The organism is Citrobacter sp. LST-B2 (assembly GCF_057983045.1).
The window spans coordinates 3,059,197-3,083,838 of the sequence record NZ_CP192598.1; the positions used below are offsets into that span (position 1 = coordinate 3,059,197).

Here is a 24,642-nt window from a genome sequence, read left to right on the forward strand (position 1 = left end):
CAGACGTTTCAAAAGAGCCGTCCTTTTTACGGAAATTCTGATAAACGAACAGGGAATAATTGCAAGAAAATGTGACTTATCGCACATTGATCCCTGTTTGATTGATCCGTTGCACCTAATCTCCAGCCGCTTTCTGTCTTTCTTCTCTGTGAGTCAGGCTGATTACCACGCCGAATTTTGGTACTCTGTGCAGTCCAGGCAGCGCGCAACCAGAAGTCACGGAACCCACTTATTTATGAATGACGGCAAGCAACAACCCACCTTTCTCTTCCACGATTACGAAACCTTTGGCATTCATCCGGCGCTCGACAGACCTGCGCAATTTGCCGCTCTGCGTACCGATAGCGAATTCAACATCATCGGTGAACCTGAGGTTTTTTACTGCAAACCGGCGGATGACTATTTGCCCCAGCCGGGCGCGGTGATGGTCACCGGAATCACCCCGCAGGAAGCACGAGAGAAAGGTGATAATGAAGCTGCGTTTGCCGCGCGGATCCACGCCCTGTTTACGGTGCCGAAAACCTGCATTATTGGCTACAACAACGTGCGCTTCGACGACGAGGTTACGCGCAACGTGCTGTACCGTAACTTCTACGATCCCTACGCCTGGAGCTGGCAGCATGATAATTCGCGCTGGGATCTGCTGGACGTGATGCGCGCTTGCTACGCCCTGCGCCCGGAAGGCATCAACTGGCCGGAAAATGACGACGGCCTCCCCAGCTTTCGCCTGGAGCATCTGACGAAAGCAAACGGTATTGAGCACAGCAACGCGCACGATGCGATGGCGGATGTCTATGCCACCATTGCGATGGCGCAACTGGTGAAGTCACGGCAGCCACGTCTGTTTGAGTATCTCTATACGCACCGCAATAAGCACAAGCTGGCCGCGCTGATTGACGTGCCGCAAATGAAACCGCTGGTGCATGTTTCCGGCATGTTTGGCGCATGGCGCGGCAACACCAGTTGGGTTGCACCGCTGGCCTGGCATCCGGATAACCGTAATGCGGTGATCATGGTCGACCTGGCCGGTGATATTTCGCCGTTGCTGGAGCTGGACAGCGACACCCTGCGCGAACGTCTGTACACCGCCAAAGCCGATCTGGGCGATACCGCCGCCGTGCCGCTGAAGCTGGTGCACATCAACAAATGCCCGGTGCTGGCGCAGGCGAACACGCTGCGCCCGGAAGATGCCGACCGTCTGGGGATTAATCGCCAGCACTGTCTCGATAATCTGAAAGTCCTGCGTGAAAATCCGCAGGTGCGTGACAAAGTGGTCGCCATCTTTGCCGAAGCCGAGCCGTTCACGCCGTCTGACAACGTCGATGCCCAGCTTTATAATGGTTTCTTTAGCGATGCTGACCGTGCGGCAATGAAAATTGTGCTGGAAACCGACCCGCAAAACCTGCCGGCACTGGACATCACCTTTGTCGATCCACGTATTGAGAAACTGCTGTTCAACTATCGGGCGCGTAATTTCCCCGGCACGCTGGATGAAGCGGAGCAACAGCGCTGGCTGGAGCACCGTCGTCAGGTCTTTACGCCGGAATATTTGCAGCGCTACGCCGACGAGTTGCAGATGTTGTATCAGGAATATGCGGATGATAAAGAGAAGCAGGTACTGCTGAAGGCGCTGTGGCAGTACGCTGAAGAGATCGTCTGAGAATCGCCCTCCGCGCCACGGCGGAGGGCCTGTTATCACGCTTTCTGGACGGTGATGCTCCAGGCGGCATCGCCAACCTGCTGATAATCTGTAATCGCATGCCCTTCTTCAGCAGCCCACTGTGGGATCGCTTCTGTCGCCTGTGTGCAGTCAAACTCAATTACCAGTTCGTCACCGCTCACCATTTCAGCCAGCGCGGCTTTTGCTTCAATCAGTGGGAACGGGCAAACCTGTGTGACCACGTCCAGTTTTTTAATCGCCATCATTAATCCTTACGCTTAATTTGTCGCAGCGGTTGCCAGACGGGCTTTACGCTGCGGTCGAACAAACACAATCCATGACGCGGTCCAGACGCCAAGGATCATAAATACCAGGCCAATCCAGCCCTGCCAGGTCATCATCGCCGTCATCACCAGACCGTTACCGATAGAGCAACCACCGGCAATACTGGCGCCAAATCCCATCAGGATCCCGCCGAAGCCGCTGCGCAGCGTGGTTGCCGCATCGGCAGCCCGCACGCGGAATTCACGACTGGCTTTCGCCGCGATGAACGAACCAAGGAAAATCCCCAACACCAGGAAAACGCCCCAGTTAAGGAATTTGCTGTCTCCCGCCACCAGGAACTGCAGAATGTTAGCCGTCGGCGAGGTGATCCCGAGCCCAAACATACGCCCGGTAGCTTCACTCAGCGGCCAGGCCAGCAGCGCGATAAGACCAATCAGTACCGCCGTCACGAACGGATGCCAGCGTTTTTCAAACAAAATATGTGCAAGCCCGGTACGACGCGGCGGCAAAGAGGCGACTTTCAGCTTTGGCTTTTTCAGTTCTTTACTGACTACCCAGAGCGTCACCACCAGCAGAACGGCGATCAGCGGCCAGACGGAAAGGTTCAGCGTGTCAGCAATGGAGTTGTGCTCCGTGCTGTACGTTTTTAACGTCTGGTTTAAACCGCTGGCATGGGGCGAACGCATTACCGCGCTCATCACCATGTAGGTCGCCAGTGCTATCCAGCTGCCGATCAGCCCCTCACCCGCACGATACCAGGTTCCGGTGGCACATCCGCCCGCATAGACAATTCCAATCCCGAAGATATAACCGCCAACAACGGTACCGAGCCACGGGAACGCGCCCGCATCGTAACGAATCACTCCCGCCTGAATCAGCGCAAAGGCACCGACACTCTGCACGGAAATCGCAATCAGCAGCGCATAAAACATACGGTTGTTTTTAGCGATATACATGTCGCGGAAACCGCCGGTCAGGCAGAATCGACCACGTTGCATCACAAAGCCCAACAGCGCGCCGCAGATAACCCCGCTTAAAATCATTGAAAACATAAATTCATTAGCCTGAAGAATATCAATCAGGAAATTATTCCTGAGCATGCGGCCGGGAACCAATAACGAAATTCTCTAATTTAGAACTAATGGTTATGAATAATGACGGGAAATAAACCAGCGACATAAAAAAAGCCGGAGTGGTTAACTCCGGCTTCCTGCCCGGTGTCGCTTCGCTTACCGGGTCTACAAACCTTATGAATTACTGGGCGATATCTTCGTACTGCGGAACCGGGTTGCGGAAACTTTTGGTCACGCAGGCCAGATACACCAGACCAATACCGGCCCAGATCAGCCCCAGAACCATAGAGCTCTCTTCCAGGTTGATCCACAGCGCCCCAACAGTCAGCGCGCCACATACCGGCAGCACCAGATAGTTGAAGTGGTCTTTCAGCGTCTTGTTGCGTTTTTCGCGGATCCAGAACTGTGAAATCACAGACAGGTTCACGAAGGTAAACGCCACCAGCGCACCGAAGTTGATCAGCGCCGTCGCCGTCACCAGGTCAAATTTAATCGCCATCAGCGCAATTGCCCCCACCAGCAGCACGTTCCATGCCGGGGTACGCCACTTCGGATGAATGTAACCAAAGAAGCGCGTCGGGAATACGCCGTCACGGCCCATCACGTACATCAGACGAGAGACGCCTGCGTGTGCCGCCATACCGGACGCCAGAACGGTCACGCTGGAGAAAATCAGCACGCCCCACTGGAAGGTTTTACCCGCCACATACAGCATGATTTCAGGCTGAGAGGCATCTGGATCCTTAAAGCGAGAGATATCCGGGAAGTACAGTTGCAGGAAGTAAGAGGCACCGATGAATACCAGGCCGCCAATCAGCGCCGTCAGGAAGATAGCCTTCGGGATCACGCGCTCTGCATCTTTGGTCTCTTCAGACAGCGAAGAGATACCGTCAAAGCCCAGGAACGAGAAGCACAGAATCGTTGCTCCGGTAATCATTGGCACGACGTGCGCACCTTCCGACCAGAACGGACGCGTGCTGGTCAGCGTACCAGCGCCTTCACCGTTCGAAACGCCGTAGATGATCAGGCCAACAATCACCGCCACAATGCCCATCTGCAGGATCACAATCAGGGTATTGAAGTTTGCCACGGTCTTGATGCTGCGCAGGTTGGAAATGGTCATAAAGGCCACCAGCGCGACAACAAAGATCCACGACGGTACGGACGGCACCAGCGCTTCAAAATAAATTTTTGCCAACAGGATGTTGATCATCGGCATGAACAGGTAGTCCAGCAGAGATGACCAACCAACCATAAAGCCGACGGTCGGACTAATGGATTTCTGGGCGTAGGTATACGCTGAGCCAGCGGACGGGAAACGGCGAACCAGTTTACCGTAGCTCAACGCAGTAAAAAGAATAGCGACCAGCGCAAAGGCATACGCCGTTGCAACGTGACCGTCAGTGAGGCCTGAAACGATACCAAACGTATCGAACAGCGTCATTGGCTGCATATAGGCAAGGCCCATCATGACAACCGGAATCAGCGTAAGCGTTTTACGCAATTCCACGCGAGAGGTTTTTGGAGTAGCGTTATGCGACATGGTCATTCCCCTTTACGGCGAATGCCGTCGCGTAAGCAAAAAATTGCCCCATCTTCTGGATTCCTCAGCGACAACAACTGTCGGTTTTTAGTAAATATCTATCCGGTACGAAGCCCGGCCTCTTTGTATGAATGATTGGTTTGATGCAAAAAAATAACCGACGCGTATTAAAACGTCGGTTAATGTCATTTTTTGCAAGCGGCGCATTGTGCACTAAAATGAGGCGAAAAGACAAGAGAATGAGTAGCTTGTCGCGAACTATTTTTTCTTAAATGTTTGATTTTTCGCTATCGTCTTTTTTATAGATCCCCGCAATAGCACTATTTGCTAAAATCGCGTCCCGCCACCAGGCGCTGGCGAGCCCCGCCGTCTGCTCATTCCACCCCATCCATACTGGTTCAAAGAGAATTTGCGCCGCCACTTTTTTCTCGATCAGCGCCCCACTTTCCAGGAAGCGCTGCGCCAGATAACGCGGAAGATAACCGCATCCCAGACCGCTGATTTGCAGTTCCAGTTTGGTTTTAAAATCGAAGACGGTGATGGCCTCTTGATCGTCAAGCAGTTGCGTCGCCGTTGCAGCAGCGAGAGGCGAACTGTCGCCGACCACAATCGCGCGATAGCGTTTGATGGTACTGCGGCTCAGCGGCTCGGCTTCTTCAGCCAGCGGATGGTGTGGCGCAACGGCGAAAATCTGTTCCAGCTCACCCAGGCGCGCAACGCTAAAGTCGCTGGATGAAGGAGGTTCATGCATCGCGCCAACAATAATATCCGCCCTGCCCTGGATCAGCGCATCCCACGATCCCCCCAACACGCCGTTAATGAATTTCAGGCGCGTGACGCTGTGGTGCTGATAAAAGGATTCAATCAGGGGGGCGAGCAGGGAAAAAGGAAAGGTATCGTCCACGCCGATCACCAGTTCATTTTCCCAGCCTTCGTGGAGTTTTATCGCCTGCTTTTCCAGTTCCCGCACGGTATGCAGAACTTCTCGCCCTTTCTCTAACAGCATTTGCCCCGTGCGCGTGAACCGGGCGCGATGGCCACTGCGATCGAGGATCTGAATGTTGAGGTCGCTTTCCAGACGATGGACGGTATAGCTGAGAGCTGACGGCGTCTTATACAGTTTGGCGGACGCCGCCGCGAAGCTGCCCTCTTTCTCAAGGGCATCAAGGATGATGAGCACGTCCAGCAGTGGTTTCATACACGCCCCCTTGCGTTGTATGGCGACTAACTGCTGGCGGTATGCATTACTCCAACGGCATCACCAGCGGATCGGGATACTGGTATTCAAACCCAAGCTCATTACAAATCCGGCTGCCATCGATAATTTTACCTTTACCGTTATCCGCAGAATCGCGGAACTGCGGCGGCTCCATTCCCAACAGACGCGCCATCTGCGGATAAAACACATTGCGTGCAGGATGCGAAGGCGCACATATATTATAGATGTGTCCCCCTTTCGGTGCCTGTAACAGCAGCGTAATGGCGGCAATCACATCTTCCAGATGCACCAGATTGACGCCGTGTTCGCCGTCAGGCGCGGTTTTGCCCGCGAAGAAGCGACCTGGATGACGCCCCGGCCCTACCAACCCGGCCAGTCGCAAGATATCAACTGAGGTACCCGGTAAATTATGCAGCCAGTCTTCCAGCTCTTTTAACACACGACCGCTGGCGGTGACCGGATTGCGCGGGGTTCCCTCTTTTACCGTCCCCTGGACATCACCATAGACGGAGGTCGAACTGGTAAAGATAATGCGCGGAATACGATACGCCAGCGCGCTGTCCACCAGCTCCTGCATCGCCTGCAAATAGAAGTCCTCTCCCGGACCGCTGCGTCGAGCCGGTAAGGTAATCACCAGGGCATCGACATCCATCAGCGCATCCAGATCGTCTGTTTCACACACCAATTCAGGCTCGAGCCGTAGCGGATATCCTTCGATCCCGCTCATTCTGGCCGCTTCCACGCCATCCTGGGTGGTTTTGCTCCCCGTCACCTGCCAGCCTCTGGCAGCGAGCGACATCGCCAGCGGCATGCCTAACCATCCTAAACCGACAACTGCGACCTTTTTCATCCGTTTTCTCCTGACTCCAGCACTATGTCTATAAGGCTACGCCAGCGCTTTAAGACTGACAATTCATACTATAAATAGGAATTAAAAAAAGCGCTTGCTTTAAGACGTTAAAGTGGTTTAGCTTAAAAGGCATCACATGAATAAGCATTCATCGAGAATTTTATGACACGCGTTCAATTTAAACATCACCATCATCACCATCATCCTGACTAGTCTTTCAGGCGATGTGTGCTGGGAGACATTCAGATCTTCCAGTGGTGCATGAACGCATGAGAAAGCCCCCGGAAGATCATCTTCCGGGGGCTTTTTTTTTGGCGCGAAATTCAGACAGGTTCAGACAGGTTCAGACAGGTTCAGACAGGATAAAGAGGAAAAGAGAATGTTAGACAACAGCCGTTTACGCATAGCTATTCAGAAATCAGGTCGTTTGAGCGATGACTCACGCGAATTACTCGCCCGCTGTGGGATTAAAATTAATTTACACACTCAGCGCCTGATTGCGATGGCAGAGAATATGCCAATTGATATTCTGCGTGTGCGTGACGACGATATCCCCGGTCTGGTGATGGACGGCGTGGTTGACCTGGGCATCATCGGTGAGAACGTTCTGGAAGAAGAACTGCTGAACCGCCGCGCCCAGGGTGAAGATCCTCGCTACTTTACGCTGCGTCGTCTCGACTTTGGCGGTTGCCGCCTTTCCCTGGCAACGCCAGTGGATGAAGCCTGGGATGGCCCCGCCGCGCTGGATGGCAAGCGCATCGCCACCTCTTATCCGCACCTGCTCAAACGTTATCTCGACCAGAAAGGCGTCTCTTTTAAATCCTGCTTGCTGAACGGTTCTGTGGAAGTGGCTCCGCGCGCGGGCCTCGCCGATGCCATCTGCGATCTGGTCTCGACCGGCGCGACCCTGGAAGCCAACGGGCTGCGCGAAGTCGAAGTGATTTACCGTTCTAAAGCCTGTCTGATCCAGCGTGACGGTGAGATGACCGACGCCAAGCAGCAACTGGTCGATAAGCTGCTGACCCGTATTCAGGGCGTTATCCAGGCTCGCGAATCGAAATACATCATGATGCACGCGCCAAGCGAGCGTCTGGAAGAGGTCATCGCGCTGCTGCCAGGCGCCGAACGCCCAACTATTCTGCCGCTGGCTGGCGATCAGCAACGCGTGGCGATGCACATGGTCAGCAGCGAAACCCTGTTCTGGGAGACGATGGAAAAACTGAAAGCGCTCGGCGCCAGCTCGATTCTGGTGCTGCCGATTGAGAAGATGATGGAGTGATGGCCATGAGCTTTAGCACAATCATTAACTGGAACGACTGTTCCCCTGAGCAGCAGCGTGAATTACTGACGCGCCCGGCGATTTCCGCGTCTGACAGCATCACCCGCACCGTGAGCGAGATTCTGAATAACGTCAAAAACCGTGGCGATGACGCCTTGCGCGAGTACAGCGCGAAGTTTGATAAAACCGAGGTTGCGGCGCTGAAGGTGACCCCAGCAGAGATAGCCGCCGCCAGCGCACGACTGAGCGACGATCTCAAACAGGCGATGGCTGTCGCGGTGCAAAACATTGAAACCTTCCACAACGCGCAACAATTACCGATCGTTGATGTGGAAACCCAGCCAGGCGTCCGCTGCCAGCAGGTGACGCGTCCGGTGGCGTCCGTCGGTTTGTATATTCCCGGCGGATCCGCCCCGCTCTTTTCTACCGTGCTGATGCTCGCCACCCCGGCACGTATTGCGGGCTGTAAGAAGGTGGTGCTGTGTTCCCCGCCGCCGATTGCCGATGAAATTCTCTACGCGGCGCAGCTGTGCGGTGTGCAGGAAGTCTTTAATGTTGGCGGTGCACAGGCCATTGCCGCGCTGGCGTTTGGCAGCGAATCCGTGCCGAAAGTAGACAAAATTTTTGGCCCTGGAAACGCATTTGTGACCGAAGCGAAGCGTCAGGTGAGCCAGCGTCTTGACGGCGCGGCGATTGATATGCCAGCCGGACCGTCCGAAGTACTGTTGATTGCCGACAGCGGCGCCACGCCGGATTTCGTCGCCTCCGATCTGCTTTCGCAAGCGGAACACGGTCCGGATTCCCAGGTCATTCTGCTGACCCCGGATGCCGACATCGCCCGTCGCGTTGCCGAAGCCGTTGAACGTCAACTGGCTGAACTCCCGCGCGCAGAAACGGCGCGTCAGGCGCTCAGCGCCAGTCGATTAATCGTGACGAAAGATTTGGCGCAGTGTATTGCCATCTCTAACCTCTATGGACCTGAGCACCTGATTATTCAAACCCGTCATGCCCGCGAGCTGGTTGATGACATCACCAGTGCCGGTTCGGTGTTCCTCGGCGACTGGTCGCCGGAGTCAGCGGGTGATTACGCCTCCGGGACTAACCACGTGCTGCCGACCTACGGCTATACCGCCACCTGTTCCAGCCTCGGGCTTGCGGATTTTCAGAAGCGCATGACAGTTCAGGAACTGTCGAAAGCGGGATTCTCCGCGCTGGCTTCAACCATCGAGACACTGGCGGCGGCGGAACGCCTGACCGCTCACAAAAATGCCGTCACCCTGCGCGTTAACGCCCTGAAGGAGCAAGCATGAGCACTGAAAACACGTTCAGCGTCACCGACTTAGCCCGTGAAAACGTCCGCAATCTGACGCCGTATCAATCTGCTCGTCGTCTGGGCGGCAACGGCGACGTCTGGCTCAATGCCAACGAATTCCCGACAGCGGTTGAATATCAACTCACCCGACAAACGTTGAACCGTTACCCGGAATGCCAGCCGAAAGCGGTGATTGAAAATTATGCGCAGTACGCCGGAGTTAAACCGGAGCAGGTACTGGTCAGTCGTGGCGCAGATGAAGGCATTGAGCTGCTTATCCGCGCCTTCTGCGAACCGGGGAAAGACGCGATTCTCTTCTGCCCGCCCACCTATGGGATGTATAGCGTCAGCGCCGAAACCATTGGCGTCGAATGCCGTACCGTACCGGCGCTCGCCGACTGGCAACTGGATATGCAGGCCATTTCTGACAATCTGGATGGCGTGAAGGTGGTTTACGTGTGCAGTCCCAATAACCCCACCGGACAACTGATTAACCCGCAGGATCTGCGCACGCTGCTGGAACTGACGCGCGACAAAGCCATTGTGGTCGCCGACGAGGCCTATATCGAGTTTTGCCCGCAGGCAACGCTGGCGGGTTGGCTTTCTGAGTATCCTAACCTCGTCATTCTGCGCACGCTGTCCAAGGCGTTTGCCCTCGCTGGTCTGCGCTGCGGCTTTACGCTGGCGAATGAGGAGGTGATTAACCTGTTGTTGAAAGTGATCGCTCCCTACCCGCTTTCTACCCCTGTTGCCGACATTGCCGAACAAGCGCTGAGCCCGCAAGGCGTCAATGCTATGCGCGAACGCGTGGCGCAGATCCTGCTTGAGCGTCAGTACCTGGTGAAAGCGCTTAAAGAGATTGCCTGCGTTGAACAGGTTTTTGACTCCGAAACCAACTACATTCTGGCGCGCTTTACCGCCTCCAGTAGCGTATTTAAATCTTTGTGGGATCAGGGCATTATCTTACGAGACCAGAACAAGCAACCTTCTTTAAGCGGCTGTCTGCGTATTACTGTTGGTACCCGTGAAGAAAGCCAGCGCGTCATTGACGCTTTACGTGCGGAGCAAGTATGAGCCAGAAGTATCTCTTTATCGATCGTGATGGAACCCTGATTTCCGAACCGCCGAGCGATTTCCAGGTGGATCGCTTTGACAAACTCGCCTTCGAGCCCGACGTAGTGCCGGTGCTGCTGAAGCTGCAAAACGCGGGCTTTAAGCTGGTGATGATCACTAATCAGGACGGTCTGGGAACGCAAAGCTTCCCGCAAGCCGATTTCGACGGCCCGCATAATCTGATGATGCAAATCCTGACCTCTCAGGGCGTGCAGTTTGATGAAGTGCTGATCTGCCCACACTTGCCTGCAGATGAGTGCGACTGCCGTAAGCCGAAAGTGAAGCTGGTCGAACGCTATCTCGCTGAGCAGGCGATGGACAGCGCCAACAGCTACGTGATTGGCGATCGCGCTACTGATATCCAGTTGGCTGAAAACATGGGGATTACCGGGCTCCGTTACCATCGTGAGACGCTGAACTGGACGGCAATCGGCGAGCAACTGACGAAACGCGATCGCTACGCCCACGTTGAGCGCGTCACCAAAGAGACGCAGATTGACGTCAAAGTGTGGCTGGACCGTGAAGGCGGCAGCAAAATTAACACCGGCGTCGGCTTCTTCGACCATATGCTCGATCAAATTGCGACACACGGCGGGTTCCGCATGGAGATCACCGTCAAAGGCGATCTTTACATCGACGATCACCACACCGTGGAAGACACTGGTCTGGCGCTGGGCGAAGCGTTAAAACTGGCGCTCGGTGATAAGCGCGGTATCAACCGTTTTGGCTTTGTGCTACCGATGGACGAATGCCTGGCGCGCTGTGCGCTGGATATCTCCGGGCGTCCGCACCTCGAATACCGTGCCGAGTTCACCTATCAGCGCGTCGGCGATCTGAGTACCGAGATGATCGAACACTTCTTCCGATCACTCTCCTACACCATGGGCGTGACGCTGCATCTGAAAACGAAAGGTAAAAACGACCATCATCGCGTGGAGAGTCTGTTCAAAGCTTTCGGCCGTACCCTGCGCCAGGCCATTCGCGTTGAGGGTGATACCCTTCCCTCCTCCAAAGGAGTGCTGTGATGAACGTGGTGATCCTCGACACCGGCTGCGCCAACCTGAACTCGGTGAAATCCGCAGTCGCGCGTCACGGTTATGATCCGGTGGTCAGCCGCGACCCGGACGTGGTGTTAATGGCCGATAAACTTTTTCTCCCCGGCGTCGGTACGGCACAGGCGGCAATGGACCAGTTACGCGAGCGCGAACTGATCGAGCTGATAAAAGCTTGCACGCAGCCAGTGCTGGGCATTTGCCTCGGAATGCAAATTCTGGGGCGACGAAGTGAGGAGACGAACGGCGTCGACCTGCTGGGCATCGTCGATCAGGACGTACCGAAGATGACCGATTTCGGTTTACCGCTGCCGCATATGGGCTGGAACCGCGTCTACCCGCAGGCAGGCAACCGGTTATTCCAGGGCATTGAAGACGGCGCGTATTTCTATTTTGTGCACAGCTATGCCATGCCGGTCAATCCGTGGACCATCGCCCAATGCCACTACGGCGAACCGTTCACCGCCGCCGTACAAAAAGATAACTTCTTTGGCGTGCAGTTCCACCCGGAGCGTTCGGGTGCCGCTGGCGCACAGTTGCTGAAAAACTTTCTGGAGATGTGATGATTATTCCGGCTTTAGATTTGATCGACGGCACCGTCGTGCGTCTCCATCAGGGCGATTATGCACAGCAGCGCGATTATGGCACCGACCCACTACCGCGTTTACAGGATTACGCAGCGCAGGGTGCCGAGGTGTTACACCTGGTTGACTTAACCGGCGCGAAAGATCCGGCGAAACGACAGATCCCGCTGATAAAAACCCTGGTAGCTGGCGTGAACGTACCAGTCCAGGTCGGCGGCGGCGTACGTACTGAAGACGACGTTGCGGCCCTGCTGGCAGCGGGTGTCGCTCGTGTGGTGGTTGGCTCCACGGCGGTAAAGTCGCCAGACATGGTGAAAGGCTGGTTCGCGCGTTTTGGCGCTGATGCCCTGGTGTTGGCGCTCGATGTCCGCATAGATGAGCAAGGAAACAAACAGGTGGCGGTGAGCGGCTGGCAGGAAAACTCCGGCGTTTCGCTCGAAGAACTGGTCGAAACCTATCTGCCAGTGGGCCTGAAACATGTGCTCTGTACGGATATTTCTCGCGATGGCACGCTGGCGGGCTCGAATGTCTCCTTGTATGAAGAAGTCTGTGCAAAATACCCGCAAATTGCCTTTCAATCCTCCGGTGGCATTGGCGACATCAATGACGTTGCGGCCCTGCGCGGAACCGGCGTGCGCGGCGTGATCGTCGGGCGTGCGCTGCTGGAAGGCAAATTCACCGTTAAGGAGGCGATCCAATGCTGGCAAAACGTATAATCCCTTGCCTCGACGTTCGCGATGGTCAGGTCGTGAAAGGCGTGCAGTTCCGTAATCACGAAATCATCGGCGACATCGTCCCGCTGGCGAAACGCTACGCCGATGAAGGTGCCGATGAACTAGTGTTTTACGATATTACCGCGTCCAGCGATGGTCGTGTGGTCGATAAAAGCTGGGTTTCGCGCGTCGCGGAAGTGATCGACATTCCTTTCTGCGTGGCGGGCGGGATCAAGTCGGTTGACGACGCGGCCAAAATTCTCTCGTTTGGTGCAGACAAAATCTCCATCAATTCGCCAGCCCTAGCTGACCCGACGCTGATTACCCGTCTGGCAGATCGCTTTGGCGTACAGTGTATTGTGGTGGGTATTGATACCTGGTACGACGCTGAAACCGGTAAGTACCATGTCAATCAGTATACCGGCGACGAAAGCCGCACCCGCGTTACCACCTGGGAAACTCTTGACTGGGTACAGGAAGTGCAAAAGCGCGGTGCCGGAGAAATCGTCCTCAACATGATGAACCAGGACGGCGTGCGTAACGGTTACGACCTCGAACAGTTGAAAAAGGTACGTGACGTTTGCCGCGTACCGCTGATCGCGTCCGGCGGTGCGGGAACCATGGAACACTTCCTCGAGGCTTTCCGCGATGCTGATGTCGATGGCGCGCTTGCCGCCTCCGTCTTCCACAAACAGATAATCAATATTGGTGAATTAAAAGCGTACCTGGCAACGCAGGGCGTGGAGATCAGGATATGTTAACAGAGCAACAACGCAGCCAACTGGACTGGGAAAAGACCGACGGACTGATGCCCGCCATCGTACAACACGCGGTATCGGGTGAAGTGTTGATGCTGGGCTATATGAACCCGGACGCGCTGGATAAAACCCTTGCAACCGGCAAAGTCACCTTTTTCTCACGCAGCAAACAGCGCCTGTGGACCAAAGGCGAGACGTCGGGCAACTTTCTGAACGTGGTCAGCATTGCGCCAGACTGTGATAACGATACTTTGCTGGTACTGGTAAATCCTGTCGGACCCACCTGTCACAAAGGCACCAGTAGCTGCTTCGACGAGACCAGTCATCAGTGGCTGTTCTTGTATCAACTTGAACAGCTACTCGCTGAACGCAAAACAGCCGACCCGGCAAGTTCCTATACCGCGAAACTGTATGCCAGCGGCACCAAGCGCATTGCACAAAAAGTGGGTGAAGAAGGTGTCGAAACCGCGCTGGCAGCCACGGTACATGACAAATCCGAACTGACCAACGAAGCATCGGATTTGATGTATCACCTGTTGGTCCTGCTGCAGGATCAGGATCTCGACCTGACGACGGTCATTGAGAATCTGCGCAAGCGCCATCAGTGATCGTAAGGCGTAAAAAAACCGGGCCAGTTGAACTGGCCCGGTTTTTCTTGAGGGGGTAATATTACTGCGCTTTGGGTTTGTAGTTACGCAGCGCGTTACGCCCCAGCACCACGCCGGCACCAATCATTCCACCGAGCAGTGTCGCCAGTATCAGAGTGATCGCTTTTTTCGGGCTATCGCGACGAATCGGCAACGTCGGCTTCATCACGTAGCGATAAGCATGAATACTGTCAGGCTGCACTTTCAGCGCCTTAACGGCAAGCAGGTTCTGACGGGTCTGGTAGTAGTTATCAGAAAACGTTAACGGTCGGGTCGCTTCGTTATTCACCATCGATGAAAGCGCATCGCTCCCCAGCATAAACATAGTGTCCTGGGAGACCTGATCGGCCTGCTGAACCTGCGGCAGCTTGATGTTGGCCTGTTTCGCGACGGAAAGCGCCTGGTTGATCTGGGCAATGCGCAGTGCTTTTTGTTCCTGAGCGACCTTTTCCTGCGCTACGAGCGAATGCTCTAAGTCAGAAGCACGTGTTTTAATGCTCATCGCGAGGTCAGTATTAATTTCTTTGGAGACCGCTTCATCAACCTGTTGAATGTACTGCGCCAGCGTTTTTTGCGCGGATTCAGCCGAGGTTGCCTGATAGGAAACTTTCAACGGAAGAGGCTGGCCTTTTACAGACGGGTCGATGGTCAGCTTCTCTGGTTCTTCCTGATTATCGAGCGTTTCAGAAAGGGCGGAAAATGCCGAGTTAAAACGCCCAATAGCACTGGACTGAACGTCGTTCACTTTTGGCGCATCCTGACCGTAAAGGATACTCATGGCATTGGTATACGTTGCCAACTGGCCAGCGTCAGGTTGAGTAATAATCGCCGTTGAGGTCCATTTTTCTTTCGCCACCGCCAGGTAGCCTACAGCCAGAGCAATAGCCACAATAATGCAGATGATTATTGTCACTTTGCCGTGCCAAATCTGAATCACTAAGTCAATTAAATCAATCTGTTCCGGTTCGTTGCTGCGTCCGGATAGGTTGTTATTTTCCACTGTCATCATTGCCCTAAACAAGAAAGCTCTAAACTCGCCACAGTTTATCGGGAAACGTAATTTATGCCATAGGAAATTTGACAGGATTGCGAAAATTCTGGTAGGTCTTTAACCCATTATCAGGGACTCCCTTCCCCTCAGTTGACTAATCAATCACTGCCAAAAAGATCACGGGTATAGACTTTCTCGAATACATCTTTGAGTTCTTCAGCCATCCGGTTCGAGATAATGACGTCAGCCTGTTGTTTAAACTGTGTCAAATCACGCTCAATACGCGAGTTGAAAAACATCTCTTCCTGCATCACAGGTTCATAAATCACCACTTCAACACCTTTGGCTTTAATGCGCTTCATGATCCCCTGAATGGACGATGCGCGGAAGTTATCCGAGCCGCTTTTCATGATCAGACGATATATCCCTACAACCTTTGGTTTTCTGGCGAGAATGGCATCAGCGATAAAGTCTTTACGGGTGCGGTTGGCATCAACGATCGCTGAAATAATGTTATTCGGGACTGACTGATAATTAGCCAGAAGCTGCTTGGTATCCTTTGGCAGGCAATAACCGCCGTAACCAAATGAGGGATTGTTGTAGTGATTTCCAATACGCGGATCCAGACAAACCCCCTCGATGATCTGGCGGGTATTTAAACCTAAACTTTCAGCGTAGCTATCGAGTTCGTTAAAATAGGCCACGCGCATCGCCAGATAGGTGTTAGCAAAAAGCTTGATCGCTTCTGCTTCAGTAGAATCCGTAAACAGCGTAGGAATATCTTGCTTCACCGCCCCTTCCTGAAGCAAAGCGGCAAACCGCTCTGCCCGTTCAGAGCGCTCGCCGATGACAATACGCGATGGATATAAGTTGTCATAGAGCGCCTTACCTTCACGCAAAAATTCCGGGGAAAAAATAATATTTTGCGTTTTAAATTTCTTACCCATCGCAGCGGTAAACCCAACCGGGACGGTAGACTTAATTATCATTACCGCATTTGGATTAATCGCTATCACATCCTGAATGACAGACTCGACGCTTGAAGTATTGAAGTAATTGGTCTTCGGATCATAATCAGTCGGCGTCGCAATAATAACATAATCTGCGTTTCGATAAGCGTCATGCTTATCCAGTGTGGCTTTGAAATTAATTTTCTCCGACGTCAGGAACTGCTGAATTTCTTTGTCGACAATCGGAGATATCCGATCATTCAACATTTCAACACGAGAGGGGATGATGTCTAACGCAACCACATCATGATGCTGTGCGATTAGCAGACCGTTGGACAGCCCGACATATCCGGTACCGGAGATGGTGATTTTCATTGCATACTCTCAGAATTAACTTAATTAGACATCATGATGTATTCACATCCTGACACGTTATTATTGTTTTAGCGTCTGAGCGAATAATGTGTCAACGAAGCCTAATACAATTAGGATTATCTTTATCATCCTAAAGGGACAATATTAAGTTAATATTAAGCGATGAAGATTATGCAATAAGAATCAGGATAAAAAAAAGCCCGGTCTTTAGACCGGGCTTCTGACAGACAATGTATTTAATCCATCCATTCGGTATGGAAAACGCCTTCTTTATCAGTACGCTTATAGGTATGCGCACCGAAGTAATCACGTTGTGCCTGGATCAGGTTAGCTGGCAGTACTTCAGCACGATAGCTGTCATAGTAGGCAACGGCCGCAGAGAAGGTCGGTACCGGGATGCCATTCTGAACAGCGTAGGCAACAACATCACGCAGCGCCTGCTGATATTCATCAGCGATGTTCTTGAAGTACGGATCTAACAGCAGATTGGCAATGCCTGCATTCTTCGCGTAGGCGTCCGTGATCTTCTGCAGGAACTGCGCACGAATAATGCAACCTGCACGGAAAATCTTCGCAATTTCACCGTAATTCAGATCCCAGTTGTACTCATCGGACGCCGCACGCAGTTGAGAGAAGCCCTGCGCATAGGAAACGATTTTACCAAGGTACAGCGCACGACGAACTTTCTCAATAAACTCAACTTTATCACCTGCAGGTTGCGCTTTCGGACCGGTCAGGACCTTAGAAGCCGCAACACGCTGGTCTTTCAGCGAGGAGATGTAACGCGCAAAAACGGATTCAGTGATCAAAGATAGCGGTTCGCCGAGATCCAGAGAACTTTGGCTTGTCCACTTACCGGTACCTTTGTTTGCCGCTTCGTCCAGAATGACATCAACGAGGTATTTACCCTCTTCATCTTTTTTGGTGAAGATGTCTTTAGTGATGTCAATCAGGTAGCTGCTAAGCTCGCCGTTGTTCCATTCCGTAAAGGTGCTGGCCAGCTCTTCATTAGAGAGATTCAGGCCGCCTTTCAGCAGAGAATAGGCTTCAGCGATGAGCTGCATATCGCCATATTCGATACCGTTGTGAACCATTTTCACGTAATGGCCTGCGCCATCAGCACCGATATAGGTCACGCAAGGCTCGCCATCTTCAGCGACTGCAGCGATCTTCGTCAGAATCGGAGCCACCAGTTCGTAGGCTTCTTTCTGCCCACCCGGCATGATAGACGGCCCTTTCAGCGCACCTTCCTCACCACCGGAAACACCGGTGCCGATGAAGTTGAAACCTTCAGCAGAAAGTTCACGGTTACGACGAATGGTGTCCTGGAAGAAAGTATTACCACCATCAATGATGATATCGCCTTTATCCAGATACGGTTTCAGAGAATCAATGGCTGCATCGGTACCCGCGCCTGCTTTCACCATTAACAGGATACGACGAGGCGTTTCGAGGGATTCAACAAACTCTTTCACCATGTAGTAAGGCACAAGTTTCTTGCCCGGGTTCTCGGCAATCACTTCTTCGGTCTTTTCACGGGAGCGGTTGAACACGGAGACGGTATAACCACGGCTCTCGATGTTGAGCGCCAGGTTGCGCCCCATCACTGCCATACCGACGACGCCGATCTGTTGCTTGGACATTACATACTCCTGTCAGGTGTGGTCACCGCGCGACGTATGCGCGGCTTGAATGTATTGCAGATGTTAACTCATGAAAATGTAGATAGGTAGCACTTAAGCACGAACACCCAACACTTATTTCATAGCATCCAGATATTGTTGTCGAACAATACTCCATCGATATCTTCTGGTCGCAATTTCAAGCATCTTTTCGCCCATATCATCAGGAAAACGAGCATCAGAAATAATGTGAAGGAGAGAATGTACATCTTGAAAATAGAGGGCCTGTTCTTCGGTTGTAGCTCTGTTATATGCACAGTCAAAACATAATATTGGCTTTGAAAAATGCATCATTTCAACCAATGACGGATTTGTGCCTCCAGCAGAATGTCCATGGACATAAAAACGACATGCGCTACGTAGTGCAAACAATTTGTGGATATCATATATCGGATCAAGAATAGTTATATTTTTGAATGCTGAGTATTTATCTTTCAACATTCTACCATATTCGCTTGAATCCCAATTGCCTACAAATGTAAGCTTCACATCTGTTTGAGAGAAAGACTCAAGAATAAGATGTACATTATTTTCAGGTTCAATACGACAAAGTGAAAAAGCATTATCTTTAACGGCGATATCATCATGGCAAAGAGAAACTGCATGATCTCCACCATAAGCAATGACTAAACTATCTTTATCATACTCCTCTCGAACATAATCAGCGATTGCTTTATTATCGGAAATGACAATGTCTGAAAACTTTACTGCTATAGATTCTGATAACTTGAGAAATCGTTTCGCAATCCGCCCCCATTTAGCACGGCGCCATTCCAGCCCATCAATATTAGCTACAATTTTGCCATAGAAGAACAATTTAAGCACAGGTATGAATATAGCGCCCGAGACACCTAACACCAATATTGTTTTGGGTCGATAAAAAATGCACATTATTAAACATAAAATATCATAAAGGACGCTATATATCCCATTAGCATAAACCGGAATATAAACAAGTTTTGCATTTTTATATGAATCTTTTTTTTCACTATAAGCCTTACCAGAACAGAAAACCAAGAAATCTTTTTCGGTTCTATTCCCTGATAAAACATCGCCGTCTGAAACTAAATTCTCAACCAATGTTTCAAAGCCACCATAGTTAGCTGGAACGCCTACTACTCCAACAACAGCATATTTAGGGCTAGATTTATCTTCCATTTTACTTTTCCACTTTATCATAGCCATACACAACACCAATTAATACAAAAAAGAATAATGATAATTTTGGGACTTCAAACAAGGGACCACTCAAAAAATAGAACGGTGACAAAATAAAAAACCAATAGCAAGCATTAAAAAAGACTTGTTCTTTAAAAGAATTATTTCCCTTAAGGATAACATTGATTTTTTTGACTAAAAAGTACAATATAATAAAATAGAAAACCACACCAGGAACAGCATACTTGTAAAGCAAATATGCGTACAATGATTCAAGATAAATATCCTTACCGGAACCAACGCCGATAAAAGGATTATTATGAATCTGTTCAATACTAAATAAAATCTGGTTAATTCTGGTATTAAAGGATCCAATACCATCACCAGAGAAGTCTAGTTGTCCTGAAAGTAAAAAATCAACACCGTAAACAATATAGTAAAATTTTTCCGCCAAAACATCCCAAAAAGTAAAGATTGCACCCAGTATAGTGATAAACATAATGGTTACTGAAAGTAATATATTTGGCTTGTTTATTCTTTTAAGTAAGAGAATCGAAATCAGAAGCACAGATATTAAAACAGCCATCATCACAAACATTCTACTTTGAGTAAGGAGGATAAATGACATAATAATCAGGAGCATTATGAAAGCCGATAATGCACTGGAACTTGCATGATTTTGCAATGAGCGGATGAAATACTGGAGATAGCACAAGTACCCAAAGAATAGAAAAAAAGCCAAATGATAAGTAGTATTAAAAATAGAAGAAAGCTTATCATCGAGAATTTCCATTGATTCTCTTTTATACAATAAGTAACTTACCGAAGGCATAGTAAGTTCTATAATACCGACAATGAATGCGACTATTACCAACCAAAAATATGTTCTGCTAAATAATTCGATATTGAGAGATGAGCATGAAACATAAGCATAACCCATCAATGTATATATACCAAAATATAGTATTTTCAGTGAAGATAATGCAGAAGAAATATTAACATTTTCTTCATTATATAGCGACGCACAGGTCATTACAAAAATGACAAAAAAAGACAACATGAAGCCTAAGACAAAATTCATTTTCATCTTAAGAACCCACGGCAGCATTACTGATGGTATCAGACTAATAAGCAGGACATGATACATCATCCCGCCAGTCACTCCGGGGAATATAGGCGCTGCAATTGAAATAAAGAAACATACAAGAAAGATACGCGAATATAACTTCTGCACAGTTACCATTTAATTAATCCGTTTGATAAATGAATCAAATGCAGCGGAAATTTTATTCTGCAAGAAAGTATTATCAGGTAAGGTCTGATGAATATCATTACTTCCAGAGCTCTGAATTAACTTTCTTATATTTTCATCCAAATTTCGGTTTGAATTGTAGTTTACAACATACTCACATGAAAACTCATAATCGATGGAAGTCAAACATGGTTTATCGTTTTTAAGATATTCGTACATTTTAAGAGGCGACCCATCATGACTTTTTTCCACTAAATATGGCAGGAGACCCACTCTAAAAGTTCCAATGAGCTGAGGTAACTCAGAATATTTAAATTTACCTTTGAAGACTACCCCACAGTTGGAGAGATCGTCAATAACTGATTTATTGTATACTTCACCATAGACTATTACAGTGTATTTTTTCGACAATTCACGGACAAAATCAACATCAAATTTATCTGTTATAAAACCAACAAAACCAAAATCATATACCTGGTTTCTGGTTAAATTTTGCTTTATATTATCTGTAAATTTACTGGTAAAAACACCATTTGTAATTACTGTAGATTCAATATTGCCATGTTTGATTATTGACAATCCAGCTTCTGGAGTCACAGAAGTCATAAAATCATAATTCTGGGCTACATATTTATATTTTTGCTCAACTAACTTTTTATCCAAAGTACTATAGCAGTTGTGTTTTGTAAAATTATCAATCATGTCATACCAATAATAGACCTTTTTATTCTTTATCACAGGAACAATGGCCATTGGGGTGAAATCGATAACCAACAGAGGTAATGCGTCAGGATCTTCCAAATATCTGTTAATGTAATCATTTATAATATCGGTATAACATCCAACAGTCCAGGCTCTTTTTTTCAATGGACCAATCAGATCAAAACTTGTTTTATCAATGATATTAATATCTGGATACTCTTTTACTTTTTTCCTTTTATTTAAAAAACGTTCATAGATACTTACGGGTCTGTTTATAACGGTTAACTTATTTACTGATTCAAAACTTGCTACTATTTCAAGGAACTGAAGATCACGAACTGCAGAACCAAAGTCATGCCAAAAATATAAATCACGATAAGGAATGTAAAGTATATTGATCATCTTGGGTCTCTAAAATAAATGATGCTACCTTTAGTAGCATCACATAAAGCTACAGAGTAACAATTTTAATTCCATCAAGTTCAGCGAGTCTTGACTTTAAATCATAAACAAAACCATTTGGTTTAATATTCGTAATTATTGATTTATCATTCAAGAAAATTTTGTGAGGAACAATCAAAGCAACTACATCATAGATATCGTTAGTTTTAGCTGAAAGCACATTAACATGGTATTCTTTAAAAAATTCATTAGCATCAATAAGTGGATCATAAATATCAACAGTGATGTTATATTTTTGTAGTGCTTTTACAAGCTCAACTACTTTTGTGTTCCTGATGTCAGGGCAATCCTCTTTAAACGAAGCCCCCAGAATCAGAACCTTTGATTTAGGAACATCAATTGAATTGAGTGCCATTTGATCAATTATCTGTGAGCAAACAAACCCCGCCATGCTGTTGTTTATTTCGCGAGCAGACCGCATCATATCAGGAGCATAATTATATTCATTTGCTTTCTGAAGTAAGTAATATGGGTCAACACCAATGCAATGACCACCAACCAATCCCGGTTGCAGTTTTATAAAGTTCCACTTAGTCCCCGCTGCTTCTAACACATCAAAAGTGCTAATGTTCATTTTATTAAACATCATTGCAAATTCGTTCATCAGCGCAATATTTACATCTCGCTGGGTGTTTTCGATAACTTTAGCAGCTTCTGCAACACGAATGGACGTTGCAGGAAATGTACCAGCTGAAATTATCGTGTTGTAAAGGTCATCAACGATTTTGGCCACTTCTTTAGTTGAACCCGAGGTAACTTTTTTTATTGTTGTTAAGCGATTAATCTTATCGCCAGGATTAATTCTCTCAGGACTATAGCCAGCAAAAAAATCTTCATTGTATTTTAATCCTGATACACGCTCAATCTCAGGAATACAATCATCCTCAGTGGCCCCAGGATAAACGGTTGATTCATATATAACAATATTGCCAGGCGCAATTACCTTGCCTAGCATCTGACTTGCCTTAATTAATGGACTTAAATCTGGCTTAAAATGTCTGTCAACAGGAGTAGGCACTGTTACAATATATATATCAGCCAAACGTATATCATCCAATTCAGTAGTGAATTTTAACTTAGACGCTTGCCTTAATTCTTCAGAGGTACATTCATTTGTTACATCAACAAAATTTTTTAACTCACTAACGCGATTGGTGTCGATATCAAAGCCACTGGTTTCGTATAACTTTCCAAACTCAACGGCTAAAGGTAACCCTACATAACCCAAACCAATGATAGCTACTTTCTTATCAGATAATTTCATACTATTCTCCATGTTTTTTTCGCTTTGCCGCATCATGAGTAATTTCAATCATTTTCATCGTTTTCTCAGCAATAACAGTTCTTGACCAAATACTCATGATTTGCTTCTTATTCTTGGCAGTATCTATCGCCGTAAGATCTATATTATTATTTTTACTATCAAGAGTTAGATAGCTTATCTTATTTTCATCAAGCCATTCGCAAAGAGGATTTCTTTTATTAAGAAGAATTACTTTCTCCATTGCCAATCCACTAATAATATTGCCAAGTGCTTGCTGCCTCACATGATTAAACACCATTATCCTACATGAAGATAAAATTTTGTTATACTCCACCTTATCCAAAAAATTCATCAACGGAATAAAGTTATCCCCAAAAAATTCGATGCCAATATTTTTTATTCTTTGTGCATACTCCAAATCTCCATAACTGAGTGGACAGTATATTTTATGGGATTTCCAATCAATGTGCAGAAAAATAAACTCAAAAGCTTCGATATGATTATTTTCGGGGGTTGCACTATTGCCGACCAAGATATTTCCGGAATCAGATAAACTATAATTATCAACTGTATAATCTTCTTCTAATGTACCATAGTTCCAGGGTATATATTGAGATGAAAACCATGGGTTCAGTTTCTTCACTAACTTAAATTCTGTATCAATAACAGGTATAAAAAAATCAATATGAGCAACGACCTTTTGCGGAGGATATATTTTATTCAATATTTTCCTTCTTGCAACTCTATATCCTCCTTTTAAAAAATCCATGAAAGTGATTTTTTTTTGCTTTCTGGAATTATCAAAGATTGATTTTGTATGCTCTAGTATCATTCCTTGTGGATAATATTTCGATAATAGATATGAATAATAGTCATACCCCCACCCACACCATACTACAACTAAATGACTGGATAGACTTGTTACAATATATTTGTCTAACAAAGAATGGAAAACTATGATGCTGATATTATTCGCTGCAATATATTTATTTAATTTTCCTTTAGTGATTCTATCAGGCTTCCATCCGTTGATATATTTTAGACACGCGGAGTTATTGAAACAGATATATCTGTTATTCTTCCCAAATCGTTCAAAATCACGATGTACCATGTTTGAAAATTTATCATCCGGTACAATATGTAATGTGATAAGACTATCCATTAGCTTCCATTTTCGCCTGAAAAATCAGGAGATCTCGCTTGCGATTTTTAATAATTTTCGCTGGTTGACCTGCGCATATTACAAATTCCGGCATATCATTCTTGACTAGAGATAGAGCACCAACTGCTACGCCTTTTCCAAGCGTAATGCCCGGTAGAATAACGCTCCCGGCCCCAATTAATACATGCTCATGAAGTGTCACCGATGCCGAATAAACATTAGTGTACTCACAGGGAACCGTAGGATTAGACATAAATGCCCCAGTAAAATCATCACTACTTGAATAGATTGATACTCGAGAAGAAATATTACAGTAATCCGATAAAACTATTTTCCCTACACCGATCAGTGAAGTATAGACTGCAACATGAACATTCCTTCCTATTTCTATTCCACCATCCCCTGCAGATAGAACACAAAAATCATCGATTCTTACATTATCACCAAGCGATATATTCTGAGACCTGTAAATGGATGCTTTTTTCGAAAGCTTCACATTGCTACCTATCGATTTGAACCCCAGGGAACTAAGTTCAGATTCAGAGTAAAATCCCAT

The 24,642-nt window shown here is 48.3% G+C and carries 25 protein-coding genes and 1 other annotated feature; of the genes, 10 read left to right on the forward strand and 15 right to left on the reverse strand.

The window, feature by feature from the left end; genetic code table 11:
- Positions 1-235: 235 nt before the first annotated feature.
- Positions 236-1,660 (forward strand): exodeoxyribonuclease I, encoded by a 1,425-nt coding sequence (gene sbcB / locus ACQ0PY_RS14885; protein ID WP_043000219.1) that lies wholly within the window; start codon positions 236-238, stop codon positions 1,658-1,660.
- A gap of 35 nt (positions 1,661-1,695) precedes the next feature.
- Here the strand turns inward: sbcB and tsuB are convergent, their stop codons facing one another.
- The 6 genes from tsuB to ACQ0PY_RS14915 all read right to left on the reverse strand — a co-directional run bounded on the left by tsuB (position 1,696) and on the right by ACQ0PY_RS14915 (position 6,630).
- Positions 1,696-1,923, reverse strand: coding sequence for a thiosulfate utilization sulfurtransferase TsuB/YeeD (gene tsuB, locus ACQ0PY_RS14890; protein WP_054176336.1), 228 nt, complete (start codon positions 1,921-1,923; stop codon positions 1,696-1,698).
- A gap of 15 nt (positions 1,924-1,938) precedes the next feature.
- A complete protein-coding gene (tsuA, locus tag ACQ0PY_RS14895) occupies positions 1,939-2,997 on the reverse strand; it encodes a thiosulfate utilization transporter TsuA/YeeE (protein ID WP_109740639.1) in 1,059 nt (352 codons plus the stop codon).
- A 202-nt stretch (positions 2,998-3,199) separates the two neighbouring features.
- Positions 3,200-4,561, reverse strand: a complete 1,362-nt coding sequence (locus ACQ0PY_RS14900) for an APC family permease (RefSeq protein ID WP_044258725.1) — start codon at positions 4,559-4,561, stop codon at positions 3,200-3,202.
- Positions 4,551-4,613: a membrane protein YoeI gene (yoeI, locus tag ACQ0PY_RS14905; protein WP_099433339.1), complete on the reverse strand. Its 63-nt coding sequence runs from the start codon at positions 4,611-4,613 to the stop codon at positions 4,551-4,553. The genes ACQ0PY_RS14900 and yoeI overlap by 11 nt, the downstream gene beginning before the upstream one ends.
- A 216-nt stretch (positions 4,614-4,829) precedes the next feature.
- The gene (locus tag ACQ0PY_RS14910; protein WP_043000217.1) at positions 4,830-5,759 is read right to left on the reverse strand and encodes a LysR family transcriptional regulator; all 930 of its coding nucleotides are present in this window, start codon (positions 5,757-5,759) and stop codon (positions 4,830-4,832) included.
- Positions 5,760-5,805: 46 nt separating this feature from the next.
- On the reverse strand, positions 5,806-6,630 hold the full coding sequence (locus ACQ0PY_RS14915) for an SDR family oxidoreductase (RefSeq protein ID WP_043000216.1): 825 nt from the start codon (positions 6,628-6,630) through the stop codon (positions 5,806-5,808).
- Between the two features lie 162 nt (positions 6,631-6,792).
- On the opposite strand from ACQ0PY_RS14915, the gene hisL reads away from it, so the two are divergent.
- From hisL to hisIE, 9 genes are all read left to right on the forward strand, one after another.
- Positions 6,793-6,843 (forward strand): his operon leader peptide, encoded by a 51-nt coding sequence (gene hisL, locus ACQ0PY_RS14920; RefSeq protein WP_001364200.1) that lies wholly within the window; start codon positions 6,793-6,795, stop codon positions 6,841-6,843.
- Positions 6,819-6,942 (forward strand) — a sequence feature (His leader region). It overlaps the preceding gene by 25 nt.
- A gap of 67 nt (positions 6,943-7,009) precedes the next feature.
- Positions 7,010-7,909, forward strand: a complete 900-nt coding sequence (gene hisG / locus ACQ0PY_RS14925) for an ATP phosphoribosyltransferase (RefSeq protein ID WP_043000214.1) — start codon at positions 7,010-7,012, stop codon at positions 7,907-7,909.
- A 5-nt stretch (positions 7,910-7,914) separates the two neighbouring features.
- Positions 7,915-9,219 carry a histidinol dehydrogenase gene (gene hisD, locus ACQ0PY_RS14930; protein ID WP_109740640.1) on the forward strand — a complete coding sequence of 435 codons (1,305 nt, stop codon included), beginning with the start codon at positions 7,915-7,917 and terminating at the stop codon, positions 9,217-9,219.
- On the forward strand, positions 9,216-10,295 hold the full coding sequence (hisC, locus tag ACQ0PY_RS14935; RefSeq protein ID WP_044267042.1) for a histidinol-phosphate transaminase: 1,080 nt from the start codon (positions 9,216-9,218) through the stop codon (positions 10,293-10,295). The genes hisD and hisC overlap by 4 nt, the downstream gene beginning before the upstream one ends.
- Positions 10,292-11,359: a bifunctional histidinol-phosphatase/imidazoleglycerol-phosphate dehydratase HisB gene (hisB, locus tag ACQ0PY_RS14940; protein WP_043000212.1), complete on the forward strand. Its 1,068-nt coding sequence runs from the start codon at positions 10,292-10,294 to the stop codon at positions 11,357-11,359. The genes hisC and hisB overlap by 4 nt, the downstream gene beginning before the upstream one ends.
- Entirely contained in the window at positions 11,359-11,949 is a 591-nt protein-coding gene (gene hisH / locus ACQ0PY_RS14945; RefSeq protein ID WP_043000211.1) for an imidazole glycerol phosphate synthase subunit HisH, read from the forward strand. The genes hisB and hisH overlap by 1 nt, the downstream gene beginning before the upstream one ends.
- The gene (gene hisA, locus ACQ0PY_RS14950) at positions 11,949-12,686 is read left to right on the forward strand and encodes a 1-(5-phosphoribosyl)-5-[(5-phosphoribosylamino)methylideneamino]imidazole-4-carboxamide isomerase (RefSeq protein ID WP_044258718.1); all 738 of its coding nucleotides are present in this window, start codon (positions 11,949-11,951) and stop codon (positions 12,684-12,686) included. The genes hisH and hisA overlap by 1 nt, the downstream gene beginning before the upstream one ends.
- Positions 12,668-13,444, forward strand: coding sequence for an imidazole glycerol phosphate synthase subunit HisF (gene hisF / locus ACQ0PY_RS14955; protein ID WP_043000209.1), 777 nt, complete (start codon positions 12,668-12,670; stop codon positions 13,442-13,444). Before hisA ends, hisF begins: the two co-directional genes overlap by 19 nt.
- Positions 13,438-14,049, forward strand: coding sequence for a bifunctional phosphoribosyl-AMP cyclohydrolase/phosphoribosyl-ATP diphosphatase HisIE (hisIE, locus tag ACQ0PY_RS14960; RefSeq protein WP_090049775.1), 612 nt, complete (start codon positions 13,438-13,440; stop codon positions 14,047-14,049). Before hisF ends, hisIE begins: the two co-directional genes overlap by 7 nt.
- Positions 14,050-14,110: 61 nt before the next feature.
- Here the strand turns inward: hisIE and wzzB are convergent, their stop codons facing one another.
- The 9 genes from wzzB to ACQ0PY_RS15005 form a co-directional block, all read right to left on the reverse strand.
- Complete coding sequence (gene wzzB / locus ACQ0PY_RS14965) at positions 14,111-15,094, reverse strand: LPS O-antigen chain length determinant protein WzzB (RefSeq protein WP_142765499.1); 984 nt, start codon at positions 15,092-15,094, stop codon at positions 14,111-14,113.
- A 143-nt stretch (positions 15,095-15,237) separates the two neighbouring features.
- Positions 15,238-16,404, reverse strand: a complete 1,167-nt coding sequence (gene ugd, locus ACQ0PY_RS14970) for a UDP-glucose 6-dehydrogenase (RefSeq protein WP_090049773.1) — start codon at positions 16,402-16,404, stop codon at positions 15,238-15,240.
- Positions 16,405-16,640: 236 nt separating this feature from the next.
- Positions 16,641-18,047 (reverse strand): NADP-dependent phosphogluconate dehydrogenase, encoded by a 1,407-nt coding sequence (gndA, locus tag ACQ0PY_RS14975; RefSeq protein ID WP_142765245.1) that lies wholly within the window; start codon positions 18,045-18,047, stop codon positions 16,641-16,643.
- Between the two features lie 114 nt (positions 18,048-18,161).
- Entirely contained in the window at positions 18,162-19,244 is a 1,083-nt protein-coding gene (locus ACQ0PY_RS14980) for a DUF1972 domain-containing protein (protein WP_090049771.1), read from the reverse strand.
- Position 19,245: 1 nt separating this feature from the next.
- Positions 19,246-20,487, reverse strand: coding sequence for an O-antigen ligase family protein (locus tag ACQ0PY_RS14985; protein ID WP_090049770.1), 1,242 nt, complete (start codon positions 20,485-20,487; stop codon positions 19,246-19,248).
- Positions 20,488-21,600 (reverse strand): glycosyltransferase family protein, encoded by a 1,113-nt coding sequence (locus tag ACQ0PY_RS14990; protein ID WP_090049769.1) that lies wholly within the window; start codon positions 21,598-21,600, stop codon positions 20,488-20,490.
- Positions 21,601-21,649: 49 nt separating this feature from the next.
- Positions 21,650-22,924 (reverse strand): nucleotide sugar dehydrogenase, encoded by a 1,275-nt coding sequence (locus ACQ0PY_RS14995; RefSeq protein ID WP_090049767.1) that lies wholly within the window; start codon positions 22,922-22,924, stop codon positions 21,650-21,652.
- Position 22,925: 1 nt separating this feature from the next.
- A complete protein-coding gene (locus tag ACQ0PY_RS15000) occupies positions 22,926-24,086 on the reverse strand; it encodes a TDP-N-acetylfucosamine:lipid II N-acetylfucosaminyltransferase family protein (RefSeq protein ID WP_090049765.1) in 1,161 nt (386 codons plus the stop codon).
- The gene (locus tag ACQ0PY_RS15005; protein WP_090049763.1) at positions 24,079-24,642 is read right to left on the reverse strand and encodes an acyltransferase; all 564 of its coding nucleotides are present in this window, start codon (positions 24,640-24,642) and stop codon (positions 24,079-24,081) included. Before ACQ0PY_RS15005 ends, ACQ0PY_RS15000 begins: the two co-directional genes overlap by 8 nt.